This is a genomic window from Flavobacterium sp. CFS9 (assembly GCF_041154745.1).
Classification (GTDB): Bacteria; Bacteroidota; Bacteroidia; order Flavobacteriales; family Flavobacteriaceae; genus Flavobacterium.
Window position 1 is genome coordinate 1941039 of sequence record NZ_AP031573.1, and the last position, 23243, is coordinate 1964281.

Annotated in this window: 22 protein-coding genes; 1 reads left to right on the forward strand and 21 read right to left on the reverse strand. The window is 36.1% G+C overall.

Annotated elements, in window-relative coordinates; genetic code table 11:
* The first annotated feature begins 41 nt into the window (after positions 1–41).
* Positions 42–1106 carry a hypothetical protein gene (locus ACAM30_RS08545; protein ID WP_369618105.1) on the forward strand — a complete coding sequence of 355 codons (1065 nt, stop codon included), beginning with the start codon at positions 42–44 and terminating at the stop codon, positions 1104–1106.
* 97 nt (positions 1107–1203) lie between these two features.
* Here the strand turns inward: ACAM30_RS08545 and dusB are convergent, their stop codons facing one another.
* From dusB to ACAM30_RS08650, 21 genes are all read right to left on the reverse strand, one after another.
* The gene (gene dusB / locus ACAM30_RS08550; RefSeq protein ID WP_089076640.1) at positions 1204–2196 is read right to left on the reverse strand and encodes a tRNA dihydrouridine synthase DusB; all 993 of its coding nucleotides are present in this window, start codon (positions 2194–2196) and stop codon (positions 1204–1206) included.
* A gap of 142 nt (positions 2197–2338) precedes the next feature.
* The gene (locus ACAM30_RS08555) at positions 2339–3634 is read right to left on the reverse strand and encodes a phenylacetate--CoA ligase family protein (protein WP_369618106.1); all 1296 of its coding nucleotides are present in this window, start codon (positions 3632–3634) and stop codon (positions 2339–2341) included.
* Complete coding sequence (locus tag ACAM30_RS08560) at positions 3631–5298, reverse strand: C45 family autoproteolytic acyltransferase/hydolase (protein ID WP_369618107.1); 1668 nt, start codon at positions 5296–5298, stop codon at positions 3631–3633. The genes ACAM30_RS08555 and ACAM30_RS08560 overlap by 4 nt, the downstream gene beginning before the upstream one ends.
* A 6-nt stretch (positions 5299–5304) precedes the next feature.
* Positions 5305–6822, reverse strand: a complete 1518-nt coding sequence (locus ACAM30_RS08565) for a phytoene desaturase family protein (protein ID WP_369618108.1) — start codon at positions 6820–6822, stop codon at positions 5305–5307.
* Positions 6819–10505 carry a 1-acyl-sn-glycerol-3-phosphate acyltransferase gene (locus tag ACAM30_RS08570; protein ID WP_369618109.1) on the reverse strand — a complete coding sequence of 1229 codons (3687 nt, stop codon included), beginning with the start codon at positions 10503–10505 and terminating at the stop codon, positions 6819–6821. Before ACAM30_RS08570 ends, ACAM30_RS08565 begins: the two co-directional genes overlap by 4 nt.
* A 145-nt stretch (positions 10506–10650) precedes the next feature.
* On the reverse strand, positions 10651–11838 hold the full coding sequence (locus tag ACAM30_RS08575; RefSeq protein WP_369618110.1) for a DUF2062 domain-containing protein: 1188 nt from the start codon (positions 11836–11838) through the stop codon (positions 10651–10653).
* Between the two features lie 18 nt (positions 11839–11856).
* On the reverse strand, positions 11857–12342 hold the full coding sequence (locus tag ACAM30_RS08580; protein ID WP_369618111.1) for a hypothetical protein: 486 nt from the start codon (positions 12340–12342) through the stop codon (positions 11857–11859).
* Positions 12343–12344: 2 nt separating this feature from the next.
* The gene (locus ACAM30_RS08585; RefSeq protein ID WP_369618112.1) at positions 12345–12716 is read right to left on the reverse strand and encodes a 3-hydroxyacyl-ACP dehydratase; all 372 of its coding nucleotides are present in this window, start codon (positions 12714–12716) and stop codon (positions 12345–12347) included.
* Between the two features lie 6 nt (positions 12717–12722).
* Complete coding sequence (locus ACAM30_RS08590) at positions 12723–13337, reverse strand: outer membrane beta-barrel protein (RefSeq protein WP_369618113.1); 615 nt, start codon at positions 13335–13337, stop codon at positions 12723–12725.
* A gap of 8 nt (positions 13338–13345) precedes the next feature.
* Positions 13346–13975, reverse strand: coding sequence for a porin family protein (locus ACAM30_RS08595; protein WP_369618114.1), 630 nt, complete (start codon positions 13973–13975; stop codon positions 13346–13348).
* 37 nt (positions 13976–14012) lie between these two features.
* Positions 14013–14648 (reverse strand): hypothetical protein, encoded by a 636-nt coding sequence (locus ACAM30_RS08600; protein ID WP_369618115.1) that lies wholly within the window; start codon positions 14646–14648, stop codon positions 14013–14015.
* On the reverse strand, positions 14614–15240 hold the full coding sequence (locus ACAM30_RS08605; RefSeq protein WP_369618116.1) for an outer membrane lipoprotein carrier protein LolA: 627 nt from the start codon (positions 15238–15240) through the stop codon (positions 14614–14616). Before ACAM30_RS08605 ends, ACAM30_RS08600 begins: the two co-directional genes overlap by 35 nt.
* A gap of 117 nt (positions 15241–15357) precedes the next feature.
* Positions 15358–16134: a polysaccharide deacetylase family protein gene (locus ACAM30_RS08610; protein ID WP_369618117.1), complete on the reverse strand. Its 777-nt coding sequence runs from the start codon at positions 16132–16134 to the stop codon at positions 15358–15360.
* Positions 16131–17198: a beta-ketoacyl synthase N-terminal-like domain-containing protein gene (locus tag ACAM30_RS08615; protein WP_369618118.1), complete on the reverse strand. Its 1068-nt coding sequence runs from the start codon at positions 17196–17198 to the stop codon at positions 16131–16133. Before ACAM30_RS08615 ends, ACAM30_RS08610 begins: the two co-directional genes overlap by 4 nt.
* A complete protein-coding gene (locus ACAM30_RS08620; protein ID WP_369618119.1) occupies positions 17189–18391 on the reverse strand; it encodes a beta-ketoacyl-[acyl-carrier-protein] synthase family protein in 1203 nt (400 codons plus the stop codon). The genes ACAM30_RS08615 and ACAM30_RS08620 overlap by 10 nt, the downstream gene beginning before the upstream one ends.
* 142 nt (positions 18392–18533) lie before the next feature.
* Positions 18534–18791: a phosphopantetheine-binding protein gene (locus tag ACAM30_RS08625; protein ID WP_017496902.1), complete on the reverse strand. Its 258-nt coding sequence runs from the start codon at positions 18789–18791 to the stop codon at positions 18534–18536.
* 2 nt (positions 18792–18793) lie between these two features.
* On the reverse strand, positions 18794–19411 hold the full coding sequence (locus ACAM30_RS08630) for a 3-oxoacyl-ACP synthase (protein ID WP_369618120.1): 618 nt from the start codon (positions 19409–19411) through the stop codon (positions 18794–18796).
* A gap of 61 nt (positions 19412–19472) precedes the next feature.
* Complete coding sequence (locus tag ACAM30_RS08635) at positions 19473–20651, reverse strand: beta-ketoacyl synthase (protein ID WP_369618121.1); 1179 nt, start codon at positions 20649–20651, stop codon at positions 19473–19475.
* Positions 20652–20787: 136 nt separating this feature from the next.
* Positions 20788–21237, reverse strand: a complete 450-nt coding sequence (locus ACAM30_RS08640; RefSeq protein ID WP_017496905.1) for a thioesterase family protein — start codon at positions 21235–21237, stop codon at positions 20788–20790.
* A complete protein-coding gene (locus ACAM30_RS08645) occupies positions 21212–22501 on the reverse strand; it encodes an ABC transporter permease (RefSeq protein ID WP_369618122.1) in 1290 nt (429 codons plus the stop codon). Before ACAM30_RS08645 ends, ACAM30_RS08640 begins: the two co-directional genes overlap by 26 nt.
* The gene (locus ACAM30_RS08650) at positions 22491–23243 is read right to left on the reverse strand and encodes an ABC transporter ATP-binding protein (RefSeq protein ID WP_369618123.1); all 753 of its coding nucleotides are present in this window, start codon (positions 23241–23243) and stop codon (positions 22491–22493) included. Before ACAM30_RS08650 ends, ACAM30_RS08645 begins: the two co-directional genes overlap by 11 nt.

Below are 23243 nucleotides of genomic sequence, written 5' to 3' on the forward strand. Positions count from 1 at the left end.
TGTTTGGTATAAATAGTGACTGACCATAAAACGTATATAAAATGGTACTTTTGAATCTTAAAACAATCAAAATATTTAAATATAGAATAATGAAAAATCGGTTTAGAAAAATTAAGATTACTATTGGACTTGGCCTATTTGCTTTTACGATGCAATCTCAACAAATTGGAAATGGATTAGCTACTGGAATTGGAGATTTTACGGTGCCTCTTCTTTCAGGAACTTATTGTGCGCTTAATCCAAATGGAAAAGTTCCTGAAAATGATTGGCAACATTTATTTGTAGTGAGACACCCAAACCTTAACAATAACTATCAATTACAGATAGCCTCAATTATATCTGAAAATGATAAATTATATTTCAGAAAGTTAGCTGCAGGAGATGCAACTGCAACCAACCCAAAGTGGCATGAATTAGCAACCAGAGGGAAAAATAACTTTATAGGAGATCAAATAATTACTGGAAATGTTGGTATAGGAACTTCGAATCCAAGTGAAAAATTAGAAATTTATAACTCAGATACAACACCGGCTGTAGTTTCCCTAAAAAGCAAAAGAAATGATTTTTCGTTTGTTGATGTTGGTAGAATAAGTGCAAAACAAGAATCTGTCGAGATCGCTAGAATTGGAATGCCCAGAGCTGGAGGAACATATATGGGGTATTTGACTTTTTGGACAAAAGCGGATAATAATGAAGATCTAACTGAAAAAGTTAGAATTGCTGAAAATGGAAATGTCGGTATAGGGACAATAAATCCAACTTCAAAATTAACAGTAGCAGGAAATATTAATTCGCGAGAAGTTAAGGTTACGGTGGATGCCGGAGCTGATTTTGTTTTTGACAAAGATTATAATTTGCCATCGTTAGAATTCGTGGATAATTATATTAAAGAAAATAAACATTTACCGGAAATTGCTTCGGCTAAAGAAATGCAAAATAAAGGTATTAATTTATCGGAGATGAATATAAAACTTTTACAAAAAATTGAAGAGTTAACGCTTTATACTATTGAACAGAATAAAAAAATTAATGAGCTTCAAAAAGAGAATAAAAGGTTCTCTGATCTTGAAAAAAGACTTGAAAAGTTAGAGAAAGTCAAGAACTAAAAATTAGACAGTAAAAGAGAAAGACTAACTTAATGGTTAGCCTTTCTTTTATGTCAAGTTTTTTGTCAAAGTTTCAAAATTTGACAAAAATTATATTTTAAACAAACTCATATCCCGCATAAACCTGTTCAATTTCTTTCATAACAGCGAAAAGATTTTCAGGTTCATCGGTAGTAACCAGTTTTTGTTTGTATTCTTTAAACGAGTGAATTCCTTTGAAATAATTGGTGTAATGACGGCGCATTTCAACAATTCCAAGACGTTCGCCTTTCCAATCCATAGACCATTGCAAATGATTTCTGGCTGCTTCAACACGATCGATTACAGTTGGAGCAGGTAAATGCTCACCGGTATTAAAATAGTGTTTGATTTCGTTAAAAATCCACGGATAACCAATCGCAGCACGACCGATCATGATCCCGTCGATACCGTATTCATTTTTGTATTTTAATGCTTTTTCAGGACTGTCGATATCGCCATTTCCAAAAATAGGCATGGTAATTCTCGGGTTGTTTTTTACACGTGCGATGTGTGACCAATCTGAATGACCTTTATACATTTGTGCACGGGTTCTGGCGTGAATGGTTAGAGCCTGAACGCCAATATCCTGAAGTCTTTCGGCTACTTCATCAATATTAATAGAACTGTCATCCCAGCCCAAACGTGTTTTTACCGTTACTGGTAAATCGGTACTTCTGATCACCGCTTTGGTTAAACGTACCATTAAATCGACATCTTTCAAAACTCCTGCTCCTGCACCTTTGCAGACTACTTTTTTTACCGGACATCCAAAGTTAATGTCCACCAAATCCGGTTTTACGGCAGAAACAATTTTAGACGAAAGTGCCATTGCCTCTTCATCACCACCAAAAATCTGGATTCCAACAGGACGCTCGTAATCAAAAATATCCAGCTTCATTCGACTTTTGATAGCATCACGAATCAATCCTTCCGACGAAATAAATTCAGAATACATTAAGTCAGCACCATGCGTTTTGCACAATCTGCGAAACGGCGGATCGCTCACATCTTCCATCGGTGCGAGTAATAAAGGAAATTCGGGTAATTCTATGTTGCCAATCTTGACCATCTTCAATATTTTTTGCAAAATTACAACATTTAGTTCAATTTAAAAGATTCTAAGTCTCTAAGATGCTAAGGTTCTGAGTTTTCATTCTTATTTAATAGTAAAAGAAAAACGTAGAACCTTAGAATCTCAGTATCTTAGCAACTTATATAGAAGATCTATAATCAAAAAAACGAATAGGTTTTCGGCTCATAGGATTAAAAACCAAAGGATTCAACGCTTCTTTTGGAGCGAATTCAATTTTTGGGGTTACTCTTAATTTGGCTCTAAAATGATCTTTGATCTCCTGTAAGAATTCAGGAGACTGATTTTTCACGGCTATTTTTATCAGGATCTCGTCGGTTCCTAAATCGTTGGTAGAGATTTCAATAATATGATTTTCGATATTGTCAAATCCGCTCAGAACATCATTCATCGCAGGCGGATAAAGTGTTGTGCCTTTGTATTTGATCATTTGTTTTTTGCGGCCAACTACAGGACCAACACGCAAGGTATTTCTCCCGCAGGCGCAGGGAGCATTGTGTAATTGCACAATATCTCCGGTTTTAAAACGGAGTAAAGGCATGGCTTCAATACCTAAAGTAGTAAAAGTCAATTCGCCAATTTCACCTTCTTTTACAGGAATATTATTTTCATCTAAAACTTCAACAATGATCAATTCCGGATGATGATGACCGCCAACACCATGTTCACATTCGGTAAAAGCGGTGCTCATTTCGGTAGAGGCATAAGTGGAGAACAACTTAATATTCCACTTTTCGGTGATTTTGTTTGACAGGGTATTCATTGAAAAATCCTGATTTCGCAAAGGCTCGCCAATACAAATAGCGCCTTTTATGCTGGAGTTGTTGTAGTCAATTCCGTGTGCTTCGGCATATTCGATTAACTTCAGTAAAAAAGAAGGAACGGTAATTAGGTATGAAGGTTTGTATTTTAAAATAGAGTCCCATTGTAATTCTGGTATTCCGGCACCAACGCGGATTACACCTACTTTTAATTTTCGCAATCCCAGAAAATAAGCCAGACCGGCCATAAATTTTCTGTCAATTGTCGTCATCAGCTGTACTACATCACCTTCGGCAATTCCGGCGCAGGCAAACGAAATGGCTTCGTTATACGCCAGACGGTCCAGATCAGAATCGGTTAAACCAAAAGTAACAGGATCACCCAAAGTTCCGGAAGTAGAAGCATAATCGATAATCTGATGCTGTGGGACACATAAAAAATCATCGTTGTACTCTTGTAAATCTTCTTTTGTAGTTACGGGTAAATGTTGTAAATCTTCAAGGGTTTTAATCTTCGAAAGGTCAATATTTTGTCCGGCGAAAAGACGTTTGTAAAAAGGAGAATTTTGACTGATATAGTGTAATAGTTCCGCTAACTTCTGCTCTTGAAAAATTTTAATTTCTTCTAAAGAATTTTTTTCTATTAATGGAATCATTGTAATTTTCTTTTGATTTTTTTTAAATATTTTTCAAGGACTGTTTTGTCAGGAACAGTTGTGATTTCTTTTGTTAGTGCTTTTTCAAAATTAGACTGAGAAAGACAGTACTCTTTTTTTTGATAAAAGTACAACCCTGCTTTGTAATACACAACCCAATAATCAGGGTTTAACGATTGGTAATTCGCAATAAATTCAGGGCTTAGTGTTTCTTTGTTTTTCAGATACAAATCGAATTTGTGGTCTTCGACTCTAAATTTTTGGTAATTTTTATAGGCTATTGTTTCTAAAAAAGGATCTTTTGGGATGTCTAAATTTACTTGTTGTAAGGAAACAATGTGATCCGTTTTTCTTTCTTTAAAAATGCTATCCAGATTGTAACACACAAATTCTCCTAATTGATACGGATTTGTGGACACCCAAACCTGTTTTGTCGCTGGTTTAAAGATAACACCGTGATGCGCCATCAGCTGGTTAAGTGCTTTTTCATTTCCATATCCCAGACTAATATTATTTAAACCTTCTTTATTTCGAAGAATATCTGCTGCAATTTTAGGGTCGATTTTCGGATTTTCAGCAAAGAGTTCCTTCATTTTTTCCAGACGATATTGAGAATGACTGTTGGTCATTTGAAACTGATTGCGCTTTTCGTTTTTTAAATCTTCTCCCTGAAAATGATTCGAACAAAATAATTGATTGCCGTTTGGAGTCTCGTAAACGTCCATTTTTTGAGGTGTGACTTCAATCAGAACAGCTTTGTTATCTTCGGCACTTCCCACCATAATTGATTCGGATACAAAAACGGCTCTTTTTTGGGCAATCGCAATTGCTTCGTTTATGTTTTTGGCGTGCTGTAATATTTCGCGGGTAAGAATCGAAATGGGGGTTTTGGCAATCAGCGGAATTTCAGATTTTCCGGCATTAATGGTAACGGTTAGTCCTTTTTCATTCATTCCGGAAACAGCACCAATCATTCCGGGCCAGGTAATCATCATAAATTTGTGGCCTTCTTTCGGATTGATAAACGCTACTATTTTGTTTTCTGCGAAAGCATCGTTCACATAAAAATCAAAGTTGCGCCCCAGAATTAAATTTCCGTCTTCCGATTTTTCTCCCCATGCAGCAAAAGACGAACAGCCGACTAATGCCAGATCCTGCAAGGCGTGACCAATGTCGTGTGCAGCATGCAGGTACAAACTGCGTTGGTATTGTGGTGCAATGTTATTAAAATCAGGAGAGGTGTACTGTGAAATTCCAAAAATTTCGGTTTGATATTCTTCCGGAACATTCAAATATAATTTTCGATTGTACCATTTCAGAAAATGACGAAGGAGTTTCTGCTGAAATTTTGACGGAACGATATCCTGTATTTTAGAAAAGAAAATACGCTCTTGTTTTTTTAAAAGCGAATCTGATAAAGCACCGGTGTTGAGCCCTATTTCTAAAGGATCACCTTCGGCATACAATTCCCAGAGTCCTTGTTTGTTTTTTAAAAGTGAATTTTTTCCGGAAATAAAAATACTGTCGGAAAGTTTGGTGACAATAGGTTTTGTCACATTGTATTTGGCAATTTCAGGCTGGTGCCGCATTGATTTTGCTGTTCCGCAAGAGACAAGCGTCGTTAAAAAACCGATAGATAAAAAGAATATAATTCGGTTTTTCATAGCTTTTTATTCAGATGCCTGATTGATTTTGTTTACCAAATATTCTTTACCAACAATTTCAGAACAGGTTACCACGGCTCCAATAGTTACTCCGAGTACACCATGCATGTTGATACTTTGGCCCGTAAGATACAAATTATCCAGCTTGGTTTTTGAGGGAATCAGTGTTTTCATCGGATTATTTGAATCCTTAACATATCCGTACATATTACCATGGTCTCCGCCAATATAATCCCGATAGGAGAGTGGTGTCGAAGTATGAATCGATTGAATACAGTTTTTGATACCCGGAAATTTTAGTTCGATTTCGTCTAAGAATTTCGCCGCTTTTCTCGATTTAAATTCTTCGTAACTTTCTCCACGGTCATTTTCGTCTACGGTAGTATTAAAGGTAGCTGCCCATGGTATTACATCATCGTATTTCATATAGGTAATAAAAGTCATCCCTTCTGCCCATTCTTCCTGTTTTTTTGAGGCATTCATGGAGGCCATAAAGGCTTTGGGCCAGGAATTATCATCATACTCATAAGCGGTCCAGACTTCGCTGCTTTTCTTAAAGTGATAATGGTTGTGATTGATGTATTTAAAAGTTTTTGGTTTAAAGACAATGTACAGACTAAATGCCGAAATTACACCTTCAAGACTTTGAACCCTACTGTAAAATGATTTTCGGAAATGTTCCTCCCCAGTCAGTTTCAGAGTTGTTTTAGGTTCGATGTTAGAGATAAAACGGGTACCGGAGACGCTGGTTCCGTCTTTAATGTCTACCGAAGTTACTTTTTTGTCTTCCACATTAAAACGGGTGACTTCTTTGTATTTGTAAAATTCACCACCATATTTCTTGAGCTGTTTTAAAAGCTGTTTGGTAATCTGACTTCCGCCATTGATGCAGCGCCACGAACTTTGAATGTAAGAATTTACAGAAAGTGCATGAACATAAAAAGGTGTTTTGTCGGCAATTCCGGCATACAAAAAATTAGAACCTGCCAGAACAGCTTTTAACTTTTCATTTTGGGTACATTCATCGATCGTCTGTTTGGCGTTTAACCCTAAGATTTCATTATCGTATTTGCCTTCCCATTCTAAATTATAGAGGGGAAAAGACTCGCAAATTGTTTTTATTTTTTTGCAGTATTCCTCAATACCGGTTTTTTCTTCCGGAAAAAAATGTTCCAATTGGGAAGTAAAATTAGCGTAACCCTGTGCATGAGGATATTCGTTTGGATCGTCTTCAAAAGAGATGATGTCAAAACCGTTATCGTCCATTTTTTTGAGGTTAAGATGTTCCATAATGCCCAAATAGTTGAAGTATTTGAACAGATTTTGTCCTTCTTCTAAGCCTCCGATGTAGTGAATTCCGGTATCAAAAATAGTTTTATCGCGTACAAAAGTCTGCAGATTTCCACCATACTGATTGTTTTTTTCGAGCACGCAGACGCTATAACCTTCTTTGGCGAGAATAATCGAAGAGACTAATCCACCCAATCCGCTGCCAACAATTACAACATCGTAATGTTCTTTCATGCTCCTTTTTTCTTTAATGCAATTATAACGTCTTCTTCGAAAACACATTCAAAACCAAATGTAATCAAAGTGTTTTTTAAATCAGAATGGTTGAGCAGGATTACTGTAGAAGTTAGAGTAATGACTTTTTCAAGATCATTCACCTGATTCTTATCGGAAATTAAAAGAACATCATATTGATTTTGCAAAGCAGGTTCAAGTATATCTAAATAAGAGATTTTCCTTTTTTTGAGGAAATAATTGGTTTTTGAAACCGCTCTTTTTTCTTCGTCATTATTGAACGAAGTTATTTTTCGCTGAGGCTCCTGCAAGGTTAGTAACACATCTAATTGTCCGTAATCATTGGATAAATGGAGTATTCTGTCTTTCGTCGAAAGCTGTTTGTTTAGACGATAATAGACTTCCAGATTCTTTTTTAAATCGCTCTCAACAGTATTGATGATTTCGATTTCTTTATAATCAAAACTGTGTAAAAGCATTTTTTTGAAATAATCCGGGCCTTCTAATTGTTGACGGATTTTGTGGTACTCTTCTTTGAAAAAAGCACTCATTTGTTTGGTTCTCTCGGCATAATTTTTTCCGAAAGAAGTATTATCAGGAGAAATTCGTTCCAGAATTGAAATAGTAAGACTGCTGTGATGAATGACAAAATCACCTTTTGGAATGGCTTCTGAAGCTCCGTGAATGATCACAGGAATAATATCCAGATTAAATTCCTCAGCCAGATAAAAGGCTCCTTTATGGAAACGTTTGACCTGATTGCTCTCAGAACGTGTTCCTTCGGGAAAGATCATTAACGAATACCCTTCGTTTACTTTTTGGCGCAAATGTTCTACTCCGCCTTCAATTCCTTCCGAAACCGGATAAAAACCTGCTTTTCTGACAGTACCGCCAAAAATAGGAGAGTTGTACACCCAGTCGCTTACCAAAAATATAATCTTAGGACTTAACATTCCCATTGCCAAAATATCAATGAACGAAGAATGATTGGCAATAATAATGGCCGGTTTTTTAAAGGTTTCTCCAAATTTATTCACGACTTTTTTATGAATAAACGGATTGGAATAAAGCACCGATTTCATGAATTTTGAGATCACATATCGGAAGGCTTTCATTTTTGTTTTCTCCTTTATCGGCAGCAACGGCATAATAGTAATGCTGAAAAGCGACATTAAAATTCCGCCCATACCGTAATAGAAAAAAGAGAGGACACCGTGTATAAAAGTGCGTACGACGAATGGAGGATTTCCTTTTTTTGAACGGTTTGAAATGAAGATTTTAAAAAGAATCGGATAGAAAATAAACGTAATAATAAGTGCCGCAAAAACTCCTATTAAAGATACGGATGAAATAGATCGCAAGGCCGGATGCTTCGCAAAAATCATTGCACCGATTCCTAAGATAGTGGTGATTACTGCAAGAATGATAGAGGTTCGGTAAATGGCTATTTCGTTTTTTCCGGTCGTGTATTCTTTTTGAAGGGCACTGGTCATGAAAATACTGAAATCGACACCGTGACCAAAAATCAGTGTGCAGACAATCAGGCTGAAAATATTCATCTGAAGTCCAAAAACGCCCATAATTCCAGCTGTAACAATTCCAGTTAAAGCAATAGGAATGCAGCTTACAATAACCAGTTCAAGTCTTCGGAAAAAGAAAAATAAAATCAGAATCACCGCTATAAACGAATAATTTACCAGTGTATTGAAATCGGTTTTTAAAGTACTGAAAAATGTTTCATTCATCTGCTGACGATCAATTGCAATCAGATTTTGTCTGGTGTCAGTTGATTTTACAAAAGCATCTCTTTGCTCAGGACTCACTTTTACCAGAGTAGAAATGGTGAAGAATCCGTTTTTTTCGGTTACAAATTCTTTCAGCTGCAAAGCTTGTATTTTCAAATATTCCTGTGCCGAAATGGGTTTGAAATTGAAATTCAAATGATCAAAAAAGGCGGTATAAGTGGTAGGTTTAAATCCGAGTTTGGAACCTTCGGCAATTAGTCCGGCTTGTAAAAGCTGTTTTTTGCTGGTATCCCAAAATGAATTCCAACGTTCGATTTTTTGCTGTTGCTCCTTTTGCGAAAGCATAATACCGCCAACAGAACTAAAATTCAATATTTTGCCGTTTTGTTTTTCTTTTGATAAATCGGAGAACAGGACAGAGTTGTTCCGTAAAACCTCTTCCATACTATTTCCGTAAGATGCTACGTAAATAGTTTTGGAGGTCAGACTTGTACTTTCTTCCAGATCTTTTTCAGCCGCTTTTATTTCTGTCGGAATAAAATTCAGCTGTGACAAATCGTTATTGAAACCTACATTCTTATAAGTAAAACAGGAAACAATGACTACCAAAACACAAAAACCAATCAGAAATTTGTTGTTGTGAAAGGAAAAATGAGCCAGTTGATCAATCACATTTTTCTTATGCTCTAAGTTATTCTCTTTCGGTTTGTAGAGATGCGGAATAATTAAAAGAGAGAAAAATGCAGAAGCCATTACGATAACGGCAGCGAAAATTCCCAGGTCATTTAAGGCATCCGATTTTACAAAAAGGAGACACAAAAAAGCAACAGCCGTGGTGGAACTGCTCATGATTACCGGCATGGTAATGTCTTTGTACAAGGTTTTTATATCGCTGTTATGCTTGTAATGCGTGAGAATATGAAGGGAATAATCAATCGTGATTCCTAATAAAATAGAACCAATTCCGAGTGAAATAGCAGAAATCTGTTCTTTTACAAAATATAAAAAGGCGATGGCAAACAAAGCGCCAAAAACAGTAGGAAGAAAAATAATTACCGGAATCAATATTTTTCGATAAAACAAAATCAAAATAAGCATCAGTGTACACATCGCGATTGATGTGGTCAGGATGATATCGCTTTTAATTTGATTGGCATTTGCGACCGCAATCAGTGCTGAACCAAAATAATGAATCGAGGTTTTGGTTTTGAATTTCTGATTCAGATTGTCCTGAATGGATTTCAGTTTTGCTGCAAAGATTGTATTCTGTTCAGTTTCGCTTGAAGGAAGATTTGAGGTAATAAAAAGGAGTAATTTCTTTTTGTCTTTGGTCATGACAAAACCATTGTCTAGCGTAAAATCGTCACCAATATTTAATTGCTGTAATTTTTTTAAAGCGATAAAGGAGATTCCCAACGGATCCTGTAAAATAAAATCTTTCGTGATAAATCCGGATGGAGAAATAATCGATTTATAATTGGCCTGAACTGTCGCCGCGATACTGTCTTTTTGAAGTTTACTCTGCAGGACTTCGTAATCTTTGTTTTCCAGAAAAAGAGGCAGATTGTGGTAGACGAAATCGATGGTTTCCTGAATGTTTTCTTCGTCAATTTTTCCCTGAATACCGCTTACATAGGGCTTGCAGGATTGAGTGACACTGTCTGAAAAAGCAGTTGCCATTTCTTTCAGATCGTCTTCGGTTCCGTTTTTATCGAGTTTGAAAATAACGGTAGTTTTATCAGCAAAATTAAGTTGTTTGAGCACTTTTGCCGTGACATCTGTTTTGTCGTTTGTGGGAATCAGTTTGGTGATATCCTCTTCGAATTTAATTTGAGAGGCGAAAAATCCAAAAACAAAAAGGATCAAAATAGCCAGAACAACCGATAAAGATTTTCTTCGGTTTACAAACATATGAATGGCGTAGAAGTATTGATGCATGTTTATCTATTATTGTTTTTGGCTACTTTTTTTTTCGCCACGAATTTCATGAATTTTTGCAAATTAATTTGTGCCAATTCGTGAACTCGTGGCGAACCGGCAACAGCATTTAAAATCAATTTAATCCTTTCAATCTGGCAAAACGTTACATAATCTTTGTTTTATTTCTGGAGCTAAAAGCGGTTAAAAGTAAATAACTTATGAGACCTGCTGAGAGCGCTAAAACGGATGCTAAAATAAGACTTCCCACGATATATTGTGTTGCATTTTTTTGAATATCGTCGAGTGTAACCGAACCATTTGCCGTTAGCATAACATCGTTCGAAACAAAGTAACTTCCCATTTTTAGAGATCCGTAAATGACAAACGGAATGAAAGGGGGGAAACTCACATTTGAAGCCAGAAAAGCAATCACTTTGTTAAGCTTAAATAAGGTTGCAAAAGTTAAAAGCAGAATGGTCTGGAAACCCCAGAAAGGAGAAATTCCGATAAAAATCCCCAAAGCAATTGCTGCCGATTTTTTGAAATTGGAATCACTGCTTTCTAAAATGTCTTCGAGAAAGAATTTTTTAAAACCTTTTTTTTTTGCTTTTCTAAAAAAGTCTCTGGGTTTGATGTACAGCAATGCGCAAACGACCAAAACCGTATTTAGTATACTGATGCGGGTAAAGTCTTTAAACGGACGAAAATGAGAAACGCGTTCAGCAGGATCGTACAGAATTTGAACAGGAATATTTTTAACCACAATACCTTTCCAGGCAGAACGAACGATTACTTCAATTTCGAATTCAAATTTATTGGTGTAAAATTGTTTCGGAATGAGCTTCAAAGGATACAGTCGGTAACCGGATTGAGTATCATCGAGTTGAATTCCGGTTTCAAATTTAAACCAGAAATTAGAAAACTTATTTCCGAAACTGCTCTTTTTGGGAACATTTTCCTGAGTCATATTGCGGCTCCCAATCAATAACGAATGAGGTTGGTTTTGAATCTCGGCAATAAAATACGGAATATCGGCAGCAAAATGCTGTCCGTCTGAATCAATTGTAATCGCGTACTCAAAATCTAACTCGATTGCTTTTCTGAAACCATTTCGTAAAGCTCTTCCTTTTCCCAGATTTTTAGGATGATGAATCTGAGTGCATTGCGAATAGTGTTTCAGAATTTCAGAAGTTTCATCAGTCGAACCGTCATTAACAATAATGACATTTGAAGTGAAATCTAAAACAGAATCCAACACTCTTTTCAGCGTTTTGTGATTGTTGTACGTTGGAACAATCACACAAAAACTTGTAGCGTTTAGTAATTCCTGCTGTGGTAAAGTAGGTTTCATGAGTTTTTTTTCCTTTATCTACTTGGCAAATTGCTTCTCTTTTTCAGAGAAACTTTTTGATTGTAAAACAAAGTTTTTTAGATATTCTTTTAAAGCGGCACTTTGCTCAGCGTAATGATCGGTGAGGTATTTTTTGTCTTCTTTAATGTTTTTTCTATAGCCGGTAATTCCGGGAACGTTCTCCTGAATACTCAGGCGAATCATTCTCATTTCGATATTATTGGGGTCCGTTTTAATAGTGGCTTCCAATAATTTTGCGCCTTCTTTAAAACGATCCATTTTATCTTTTAATTTGTTTTTAAACTTTGAATCCAATAAAATAGAAGCTGCTTTATAAGCTACTAAAATTTTATCATCGTTGGCAGAAATACCGGAAAGTTTTTCTGAAAATTCTTTAGCATTTGCTTCTGATTTTGTGACGTCGGCATACATTTTTCTGATGCTGGCCAAATCCGGAGTACTCACAAAATGAACCCATAAAAACAATGACAATAGTAATTTCATAGTTATATTTTTTTGTACACATTGCTCAGTTTCAGTGCAACGGTGTCGTTAAAATAAGTGGTGTTTTTTACCTTAACCAAATCGTCTTCTGTTGTAACAATATCAAGTTCTAAGCGCAATTCCGGATTCACTTCCGGATTGATCAGCGCCATGAATTTCACATTGGAAAGTGTCTGCATAATCAGAGTACTTTTGGTGATAGACTCCGTAAGTTCTTTTATAATCTGAATCATGCAAACTCCCGGCATAATTGGATTGCCCGGAAAATGACCTTTGAAAACGTCATGTTTTTCATTGATCAGAATCGAAATTGTGTATTTAGAATCGCCTGTTTTTTCTTCGGAAAGAACTTTGTAAAAATTGTTTAAAACCATATTTTTTTATTTGCCAAAAGGATATGAAATACCTAATTGAAAACTAACATTTGTATTATAATCACCAAACCAATAATCGCTATTGTTGCCATTGCTTCCGTAATAATCACTGTCGAGAACATCTACAATTCCTTTTTTGAAACGGGCTTCAAAAGTTAATCCTGACGGCAATCTATAACCAATACCCATGATAAAAGCCAGATCAATATCTGATTTTTCATAAAGTAAATTGTCCTGTAGTCTAAAGTCTAAAGTGGGACCAGCCTGAAACTGAAAACCATTTTTTAAAGTAAATTTATTGACTGCAGCAATGGAAAGATAATCAATTTCTAGATCTTTCGAGCTCACCACATCATTACCATTATTGGTACTGATAAAAGTTTTTACATTTTTAGCACCTTGCTGGCTATACGTGATTTCAGGTTGTAACGTGTAAATTTTGGTTAATTTGATTTCACCAAAACCACCAATATAAAAATCAGTTTTATAGTCGGAACGGGTATTTGAGAATGTTGAAAAGGACGCTCCGGCTCTCAAACCGGGTTTAAAGGTAACCTGTGCCTGTAAATTTGTTAGGGCAAATAAGGTCAATACGATAATGACTAAATTTCTTTTGCTCATGATTTAATTTATTTTACTTTGAAAGTGTAACTAATACCAATTTGGAAAACCTCATTTAGAGTGATGTCATCATAATAACGTCTGTTTTCATTATCATAATAACGTCTGTCATATCCATAAATATCAACTAATCCCTGTTTTAATCGGGCTTCAAAAGTTAATCCGTTTGGAAGGGTATATCCAACTCCGCCAACAATAGCAAAGTCAACATCAACAGGATTCTCACCAAATTTGTCAAAATTATCATTGGTTTTAAAATCTATAGATGGTCCGGCTAATACGTGGAAACCTTTTCCTTTAAAATTAAATTTCGCCACAGCTCCCAGTGTAAGATAGTTGATTTCGGCTTTCTGGCTTCTGCGACGGGAAGTACTGTTGTCAAAATCTAAATAAGACAAACGAATCTCAGAACCCTGTCTCGAATAATTTAACTCAGGCTGCAGCGTAAAATATTTATTGAATTTTATGGCTGCTAGTGCACCGATATAAAAATCAGATTTTGAACTGCTGTTTCCCGGCATATTGGTCAAATCGGATATGTTTAAACCTCCGCGAAATCCAGGGCTAACCTTTACTTGTGCATTTGTCGTTATAATTCCAATAAATAAAGCAAAGGCAATTACGGTTATTTTTTTCATTTGGGTTTTGATTTAAGTTTAGCTTTAGTTTAAATTTTTATTCTGATTTCAAATAATTTAATTCAATTTTCAGCTTAATATTTTGATGATTAATCAAAATTTTCTCAGCAAAAATATCGTTTTCTGAACGAAATGTCAGTGTAAATTTTTCTTTTGTTTTAGAAGACTGAACGACCTTTTCTAATTTCTGGTCCTTTTTGGAGATAAAAAGATAGTTGTCACGTTTTCCATCCTGTGATTTATAAATGTCAGTGGATTCGTTTTCGAATTGTTCTTGAAGGATATAATCTTTTTTCAGCAGCAAGCGAAAATCTTCTCTTAGTGTGTTGATGAGGATCTTCCGGTCTAATTCGGATACAATTGAGTTGATTTTAAAGCCTGTTTCTGAAATCTCAAAATCCATTAATTTGTTACCGAATTCTGTTGTAAAAACGATACGATGCGTGGTGTCGTTTATTTTTTTGGCGATGAAAATTCCTGACATTTCATGGCCGTAAACCGTGATGTTCGTTTTGTAAATGTAATCGGTTTTTGAATCGGAGAAATAAGGAATCTGGTAAGACGTTCGGTCTAATTTTTTAGGAGTATAGTTTTTTGTGACAGAACCGCAAGAAACCAGAACAATTGCAAGGAAGCAATTAATTATTAAATACTGAATCGTCGATTTTTGCATTGATTACTTTATTTTTAAGTACAATTCGGGTATAATCTTCAGAGGATTCTAACAGTTTTACCTGAACTACAGTTGCTTCTTCTTTGTCGAAAGTCAGTTCAATTTGTTTGATGTATTTTTTTAAAGTAGCATCTTTAGGAACAAACTTCGCTATATTTTGTCCTTTTGATTTGAAATAAGAAATGACAAACTCCTTGTCGTCAAACATATTACCGCTTACGCTTCCGACAATCAATTTGTTGATTCTGCCAAAGATTTTGCTGTTGCCAATATCAACGGCACTTTTCTTCCCTTCGTCGTTAATCAGTATTTTTCCGTTTTTAAAAACAATACTGTAATTGTATGGTTTCTTGTATTGCCATTGCAGTAAAGAAGGTTCTTTAAAAATCATTTTTCCCGAAGTTTCAATATCTTTCGATAAAAAGTCCAAGTGTTTGTATTGAACAAAATCGGTACTCAGGGTTTTAATTTTCTTCGCGACAATATTGACATCCTGCTTAAAAGCATTAATTTCGGCATCAGACATTTTTTGCTCCTGAGCGAACAAATTGCCTGAGATAAATAAAATTAAGAGTGCTATTTTAGTTTTCATATTTATTACGAATTGCGCTTTATTATTTTGTCACAGATTAAAGGATTCTCACAGATTAAATTATTAAAACCCGTTTTTATCCGCGTCTTCGCGTAAGCGAATCTGCTTCATCCGCGTTCAGTTTTCATAAGCATTAAGATTCAAAAGTTCTTCGGTTGAAATTACATTATAATTGTTTTGCTGCAAAAATTGCAAAAACTGTTCCAGTACCAAAACAGAGTGTGCTCCTGTGTCGTGCAAAAGTACAATTCCACCCGGAGAAATACGGTTTATGATTCGGTTGAAAATTAAATTTTGGTTGGTTGTGCCGCCGTCCAATGAGCGAATATTCCATCCAACTACTTTGTGGTCGGTACGTTTTAAAGCTCTTCGGATGGAGGGTGTTGTAACTCCGTAGGGTGGGCGGAAGAAGTTTATTTTTTTAGAGGTGTATTTTTCTAAAAGAGCGTCTGTTTTCTGAATTTCGGCTGTGATTTTTTTAGCATTATAAAAATCAAAAAAAGGAGAATGGCTGTACGAATGATTGCCGACCAAATGCCCTTCTGCTATAATTTGTTGTACGATTTCAGGATGAGTTTCGATGTTTTTCCCGATGCAGAAAAAAGTAGCTTTGACATTGTATTTCTTTAAAAGGGTCAAAACTTCCGGAGTAAAAATAGAGGGTCCGTCATCAAAAGTAATCGCAATTTTCTTTTGGGTTTCTAACGGATTGCTGCAGTAAGCTTTTACATGATAATTAGAAGAAATTAAAGCAGAGCCCACAGCATTTATGCCTAACCAAATTAAAACAATTGCGATAAACCATGATAAGTTAATTGCTGTATAGAGATTCAGAAGAAGCAGTAGCAGCAATACAAAGAGAAAGAATAACGAAATGTTTTTATGCGTTATCATTTTGAAAGTAACGTAAAACTATGGTTTTTTCCGTTGAGCTGATTGTACAATAAAATGGTTTTGTAAGCCGGTCTTTCGACTGAATTTACTTTTATAATTTCAGGGATTTCCTGAGTTTTTAAAATTTTAGACGCCACCCATAAAGCAAAAGAAGAGGCTGTATCGTATTCACCACTCAAATGTTTGTAATACAATTGCGGGGTCTGAACGAAATCATTTTGAGTTAGATTTTTATAATAATTTTCAAAATCCACATTACCGTCAAATCCTAAAATCAAAGCGTCAACATCTGAAATTTCTAATTGATTGGATTTCAAAAACGATCTGATTTCTGCTTCAATTTCATTTTCTTCCAGAGTATTTACTATGGCAATGTCCAGAACTTCCGCATAGGTAGTTTCTTTTCGTTCATTTTCTAAAACAAAAAAACTGGCACCTTCTCCATAAACGGCACCGCTTGTAGTAGCATCTAAAAGATTGTAGGGTTGCTGATCGTCTGGTTTAATTCGTCCTGACAATTTGAAAAGTGCGGTAGTATAATCACCATTTTCATCCACACCGCCCACAAGAACAGACTGTACTTCTTCTTCCTCAATTTGCATTTTAGCATCCAAAAGTGCCGATTCAAAAGAAACAGCTCCATTGACATAGGTAAAATTGTAACCGTTGCATTTTTGCAATAACGCAATTTGAGCGCCAACCGTATTATGAGTCGATTGAATGAAGGAGGTTGGTGTTAAGAATTGCTCATTATTATCGAGGATGTTGGTTAGGAATTTTTCAGAATCTTCAATACATCCTAATCCTGTTCCGGTAATAATGGCATCCACATTTTCAAGCTGTGCATCTTTCATGGCAATTGCCGAGGCCACGATTCCGTTTTTTACCCCTTTTGCCATTCTTCTTATGGCAGCAGGAGAAATATAATCCTTGTAAACCGGCGGAACGATTTTAAGCACATTCTCGTTGAGGTTGTGTATGGCTTCTTCTAAAAAAACAGTATCAAATGTTTTTTGAGTCGAAATACAACCTATTCCATTTATATATGTTTTTTTTAATTGCATTTTGAGAAGATAAGAGTGGAGCAGTTTCCTCCAAACCCAAAAGAGTTTGATAAAACGTGTTCAATATTTTTATTCTTTAAAGTCGTTTGTGGTTTTAAGTCAAACTCTTCCATTGGTGTTTCAAAATTCAGATTGGGGTAAACCACATTATTCTGAATCGCCAGAACACTATAAACAGCTTCAATGGCTGCCGCAGCTGCCAAAGTATGTCCGGTATAAGGTTTTGTTGAACTAAAATCAGGGACTTTTTCGTCACCGTAGATTCGAAGCAGGGCCCTTCCTTCAGACAAATCGTTGTTTGGAGTGGCCGTTCCGTGAACGTTGATATAGTCAATTTCACTTGGTTTTAAACCCGAAACGTCAAAGGCTTTTTTCATGGCCAGATAAGCACCGTCTCCGTTTTCTGAAGAAGCCGTTTGATGAAAAGCATCATTGGCATTGCCATAACCTGAAACACGAGCCAGCACTTTTTTGTTTTGTTTCTGAACGACTTCATCGGATTCTAAAACCAGAAAAGCAGCTGCCTCACCCAGATTTAGTCCTTTTCGATTGTTGTCGAAAGGTTTGTTGTATTCGTCAGATAAAATCATGAGGGTTTTGAATCCGTTGATCGTGAATTTGGCGAGAGCATCAGTTCCTCCCACAATCACGCGGTCCAGTTTTCCTGATTTTATAAGTCTTGCACCCAGCATAATCGAGTTTGCTGCCGATGAACAAGCCGTACTTATAGTGGTTACAATCCCTTTTAAACCCAGTTCATCTGCAATTTTTTCGGCTACATCACCGGCATCATGACAAGTAATGTATTTGACAAGTTCAGGATGTTTGAAATAATCGTAATAATGCTTTTCGGTTATATCCATTCCACCCACGCTTGTCGCAGAGATAAGTCCGGTTCTGAATTCGTTTATTGCTGTAATTCCTGCATTTTTAACAGCCTGTTTCGCTGCAAAAGTACCAATCATCGCAGTTCTCGAAAAGTTATTATCGGGAGTAAGGTCTAATTCCTGAACCAATTCATCATTGGTTTTTTTAATTTCCCCTACCTTATTTATAGCAGCGTGAATCGTTTCAATATTCTCGATACGCGTTACCGCAACTTTATTTTCGATTAACGAAATGTAATTTTCTTCGACTGAATTTCCAATCGAGGAGATAATTCCCATTCCGGTTATTGCAACACCTTTTTTCATTTAGATTATTGGATTGTTGGATTATTGGATTGTTGGACTATTCTTTTGGGTTCATAAAAGTCTTAAAAACTATTTTGAATTAGATCTTTGAATATTCTCATTTAAGAAATCTAAAAGTCTAATAATCCAACAATCTAAAAATCTATTTAGTTCTGTTAGCGCTAATGTAAGCCGCCATCGTTTCGATGGATTGAAAAATGGTTTTTCCTTCTTTCGGGTCTACCAGTTTAATTCCGTAATCTTTATCCAGAATCACGATCAATTCAAGCGCATCAATGGAGTCTAAACCTAAACCATCTCCAAACAAAGGATCGTTATCTGCAATATCTTCGATCGCAATATCTTCAAGGTTTAAAGTAGTAATGATTTTGTTTTTTAATTCTTCTTTTAATGCTTCCATGATTATTTATTGTATAATGTATTGATAGTTTCGTTGGTATATTTTGTGCTTTCTTCTTTGCTAATCGTACAAAGGAACGCCTTGTAATCGTCGTTAAAAAATTCTACCCAGCCGCAAAGAACTATATCAGCTTTATTTGTATTCAGAAGAATAGCAGAATAATTGGACATAAATTCGGTGTTAAAGGCATCAAATATAAAGAAAGAATTTTCACTTTTCAGCTGATGTCGGATACTTATTTCACCGAGACAAATATTTGGCAGGGTATAGACAAAAACTGCCGGACTTGGGAAGTAGTTTTCTTTGTCGGAAATAGATTCCTGATATTTCACATCCGTATCTAAACTTGAGGATTTGTTGGCCAGAACCAAGGCAATATTGTTCTCTTTTTCATCAGAAGTTATCGGACTCAGAAGTAATTCGGCTCCTAAAAAAGCCAGTTTACTCAAAGCATCCATTTTGAAAAACTTTGGATACTGCAGGTCAAAATTGCGATAAGCCTGTTTCGAGAAATCACCAAAATTCGTTGGGTCAATTTTGAATACCGAAGTTCCGTTCAAAACAATCTCGTTGTTTTCAATGGTGCAATAGGATTGTATGTAAGTTTTGTTTGGAGTCATTGTTTTAATTTAACACTAATTGCACAAATTAGCACGAATTGATTTTGGGATTTAAATTACACTAATTAATCTGTGAAAATTTGTGCAATTCGTGTTTATCCTTTTTTATCTTTTCAAATATCACCGCCGTATTACAACCTCCAAATCCGGAAGCTGTTTTCAGGAAAAAATCAATTGTTGTTTCTTCATTTTTCTCAATTACATTTATGGATTCGCTAACACCCATTTCATCAAACCCTTTTGATTCGAAAAGCCTATTTTTATTGGCAGATTCAATGGCGATTACCGTTTCTAATAATCCCGAAGCGCCCAGGGTATGACCATAAAATCCTTTCAGACTATTGATCGGTACATTTTGTAAACCTAAACGATTTAAAGCGATGGCTTCCATTTCGTCGTTGAAAGGCGTTGCGGTTCCGTGTGCTGAAATATAATCGATTTTGTGGGCTTCAATTTGGGCTTCTTTCAAAGCATTCTGAATACTTCTGAACAAACCTTCACCGGTTCTTGATGGCCCCGAAATATGATTGGCATCGTTTATCGAACTGTCTCCGATCACTTTTATTTTGGCATTTGCGGTTTCGGTAGTAACTAACACTGCGGCTGTTGCTTCACCCAGGCTTACACCGGTTCTGTTTTTAGAATAGGGTTTACATGGTAAATCGCTCATGGCCTGAAATGCGTTAAAACCGGACAAAACAAATTCTGAAACTTCGTCACCCGCCACGACAAAAGCATGGTCATAAAGTTCTGACTGAATCATTCTTTTGGCAACAGAAATGGCTAAAATTCCGGATACACAGGCATTCGATATCACAATAGGCTGCGTTTGAAATCCGAAAAAAGCGGTAACATTTTTTGCCAAAACATCTAAATGTGCATTATTAAAACTGTCAACAGTATCATTTTTTAAAGCCGTTACATTTCCTTTGGTTGTCGAAAGGATAAAGGCTGCTTTGGAATTCAGTTCAACTCCCGAGTTTTTGACAATGGGCTCTAAAGCCAAAATCATCATTTTCTCTAAACGGGAATATTGGGTTTTAGAACTAATTTTTGTAAAAGCACTGTTGAGTTTCTCGTCATCGATAATCGAGGCATAAAAGGAATTGGGCATTAAAGAAATATCATTTTGAAGCTGAATGCCTGAATCTCCTCGAAGAATCGCTTCAACGTTTGATTCGACATCAAAACCTAATGGTGTGATGCAGTTGGTTTGCGTGATGTATATTTCTTTTAACATTTTATGATTTTATTTCGGCGTGATTTTTAGGACACGCAGATTTTATGTTTTAATTGGTGTAATCTGTGTTTTTTGTGGCACGCAGATTTAGCAGATCAATACTGCTTGTTTTATTTTTAAATTCGTGAATTCGTAGCTATTTTAACAGTCCGACTTTTCTTTTCCATTCTTCATAAAAAGGAGGATTGGTCAGCATTAGATTTCCTTCCTGATCTAAAAATACCTGAACGGTTTCTCCGGTACAGGCTACTTCACCTTTATCGTCCAGTATTCTGAAACGATAGATCATTTTTGCAGCGGGAGTGTCAATTACCGTAGTTTCTATTGTTACGACATCGCCATAACGCAAAGACAATTTGTGTTCGCATTTTGATTTTACGATAGGAGTTGTGTAGCCTGTTTTGGCAATATCCAAATAGGTAAGCCCGTGTTGGCGTCCAAAAGCTTCACGTCCGTCTTCAAAATAGGTGATATAATTGCCGTGCCAAACGATTCCAAGCGGATCAGTTTCGTTAAAACGAATTCTGATTTCATGCGAAACGGTTAGTTCGGTTGCTTCGTTAAACTGTTCTTTTCTTTTTGTCATAGAATAATGCAATGGATGTTGTGATAATGAAGAACAAAAATAACAAACTTATTTTTGGGATGATTTCAAGGAAAGATACGTTGCGCAGTAAAACATCATAAAAAGCTTCTAATCCCCAGTTCATCGGTGATGATTTGGCAATAAGCTGCATGATGCCCGGCATTGCAAAAACAGGAACCCAGATGCCGCCAATGGCTGCCAAAATAATAACACTTGTCGCACCAAAAGGAGCCGATTGTTCCTGCGTGCTTGCGACCGTTCCCAATAAGATTCCGAAGCCAATGGCAGCGAAACCTGAAAATAAGGCCACAATGCTCATTAAAAATAAATGGCCTTCAACATTCAAAGGAGGCAAACCAATATGCGGAAATAAGAAGATTGCCACAGCGACCATCATGTAAAACTGGATCATACAAATGACAGAATAGGTGATGGTTTTACCGATTATAACCACAATATTAGAAACAGGATTGGTCAATAAACGAACAAATGTTCCCTGAGATTTTTCTTTTACAATATTGATAGACAATGGAATTACAATAAAGAATATAGCAAAAAGTGTCCAGGCCGGAACATTATGCTGTACGGAGTTCGGACGCACTTCTTTGTTGTTTATTTTCGGGATGATTTCTTTGAAAGTGATGAAACTTTTTTGTTCAAATTCGGCATTTCCTTCTCCCAGTTGATTTTGAAAAGTGGTATAAATGGACTTGGTTTCGATCTGTGAAATCATCTTGTCGATGGAACTCATCACGGCATTCTTAAAGCTCATTTGAACCGCAGGATCAAAATACAATTTGACTTCTTTTTCTTTAATTACTTTCGGTTTTTTGGCCTGAGCCGAAGTATCGGTTTCTGTCAGTCCCATTTTGCTCACAATGTTTTCGACATTCTGATCAATTTTGGTTTGCAGATCAACACTTAGTTTTTCCGGAATTACAATGGCCAGCTGAAATTTTCCTTTGTAAACGGCTTCTCTGGCAATTTCTTCCGTAATGGATTTATTGTCAATCTGTGTGACTACACTAAAAAGCTGACTTTTCTCCAGATTATCAAAAACGGTTTTAGACACTGAACCTTTGTCGTTGTCGACCAGTAAAATCTGAATTTTGTTATCGCTAACGGTTTTGAAAGTACTGTCCTGAATCAAGGTTACGGTAATCACCAAAACCAAAGGCATGATGAATAAAATGATCAAACCGCCCAGATCTCGTTTGAGCAGGAGGAATTCTTTTACGACCGACATCCAAATTTTATATACCATCTCTAAAGTCTTTACCGGTTAATGAAATAAAAACTTCTTCAAGATTGCGGGCTTCTTCAGTAGAAGCAATTAGGCTTGAAGGAGTGCCCTGGGCATAAATTCTGCTTCGGTCTAAAATGGCAATATGAGTACAGAAGTCTTCCGCTTCTGCTAAATGGTGTGACGTGTATATAATGGTGGTTCCGTTTTGATTTAAGAATTTTAAATAGTCTATGATGGCATTTTTTGATTGTACATCAACACCCACGGTTGGTTCGTCTAAAAACAAAACTTTGGGATTGTGTAAAATTCCGGCAATCAAATTGACTCTGCGTTTCATACCGCCTGAGAACGTTTCGATGCGCTTATCGGCAAATTTTAATAATCCTAAAAGATCTAAGGTTTCGATGACTTTGTCTTTGAGATAACTGCCTTTAAGGCCATACATACTGCCAAAATAATGTAAATTTTCTCTGGCCGTCAATGTAGGATACAAAGCATATTCCTGAGGGACCACACCAATGATTTTTTTGATTTTGGAGGAATGATGGGTATAATTCAGATTATCAATAGTGAAATGTCCAGAGGTTGGTTTAATCAGTCCGCAGAGCATGGAGATTAAAGTGGTTTTTCCGGCACCATTTGGCCCCAATAACCCAAAAATCTGTCCTTGATTAATCTCCAGCGAAACATCGTTCAAAGAATACTGGTCTGCATTTTTGTACTTTTTCGAAAGGGACTCTATTTTTATTATGGATTGCAA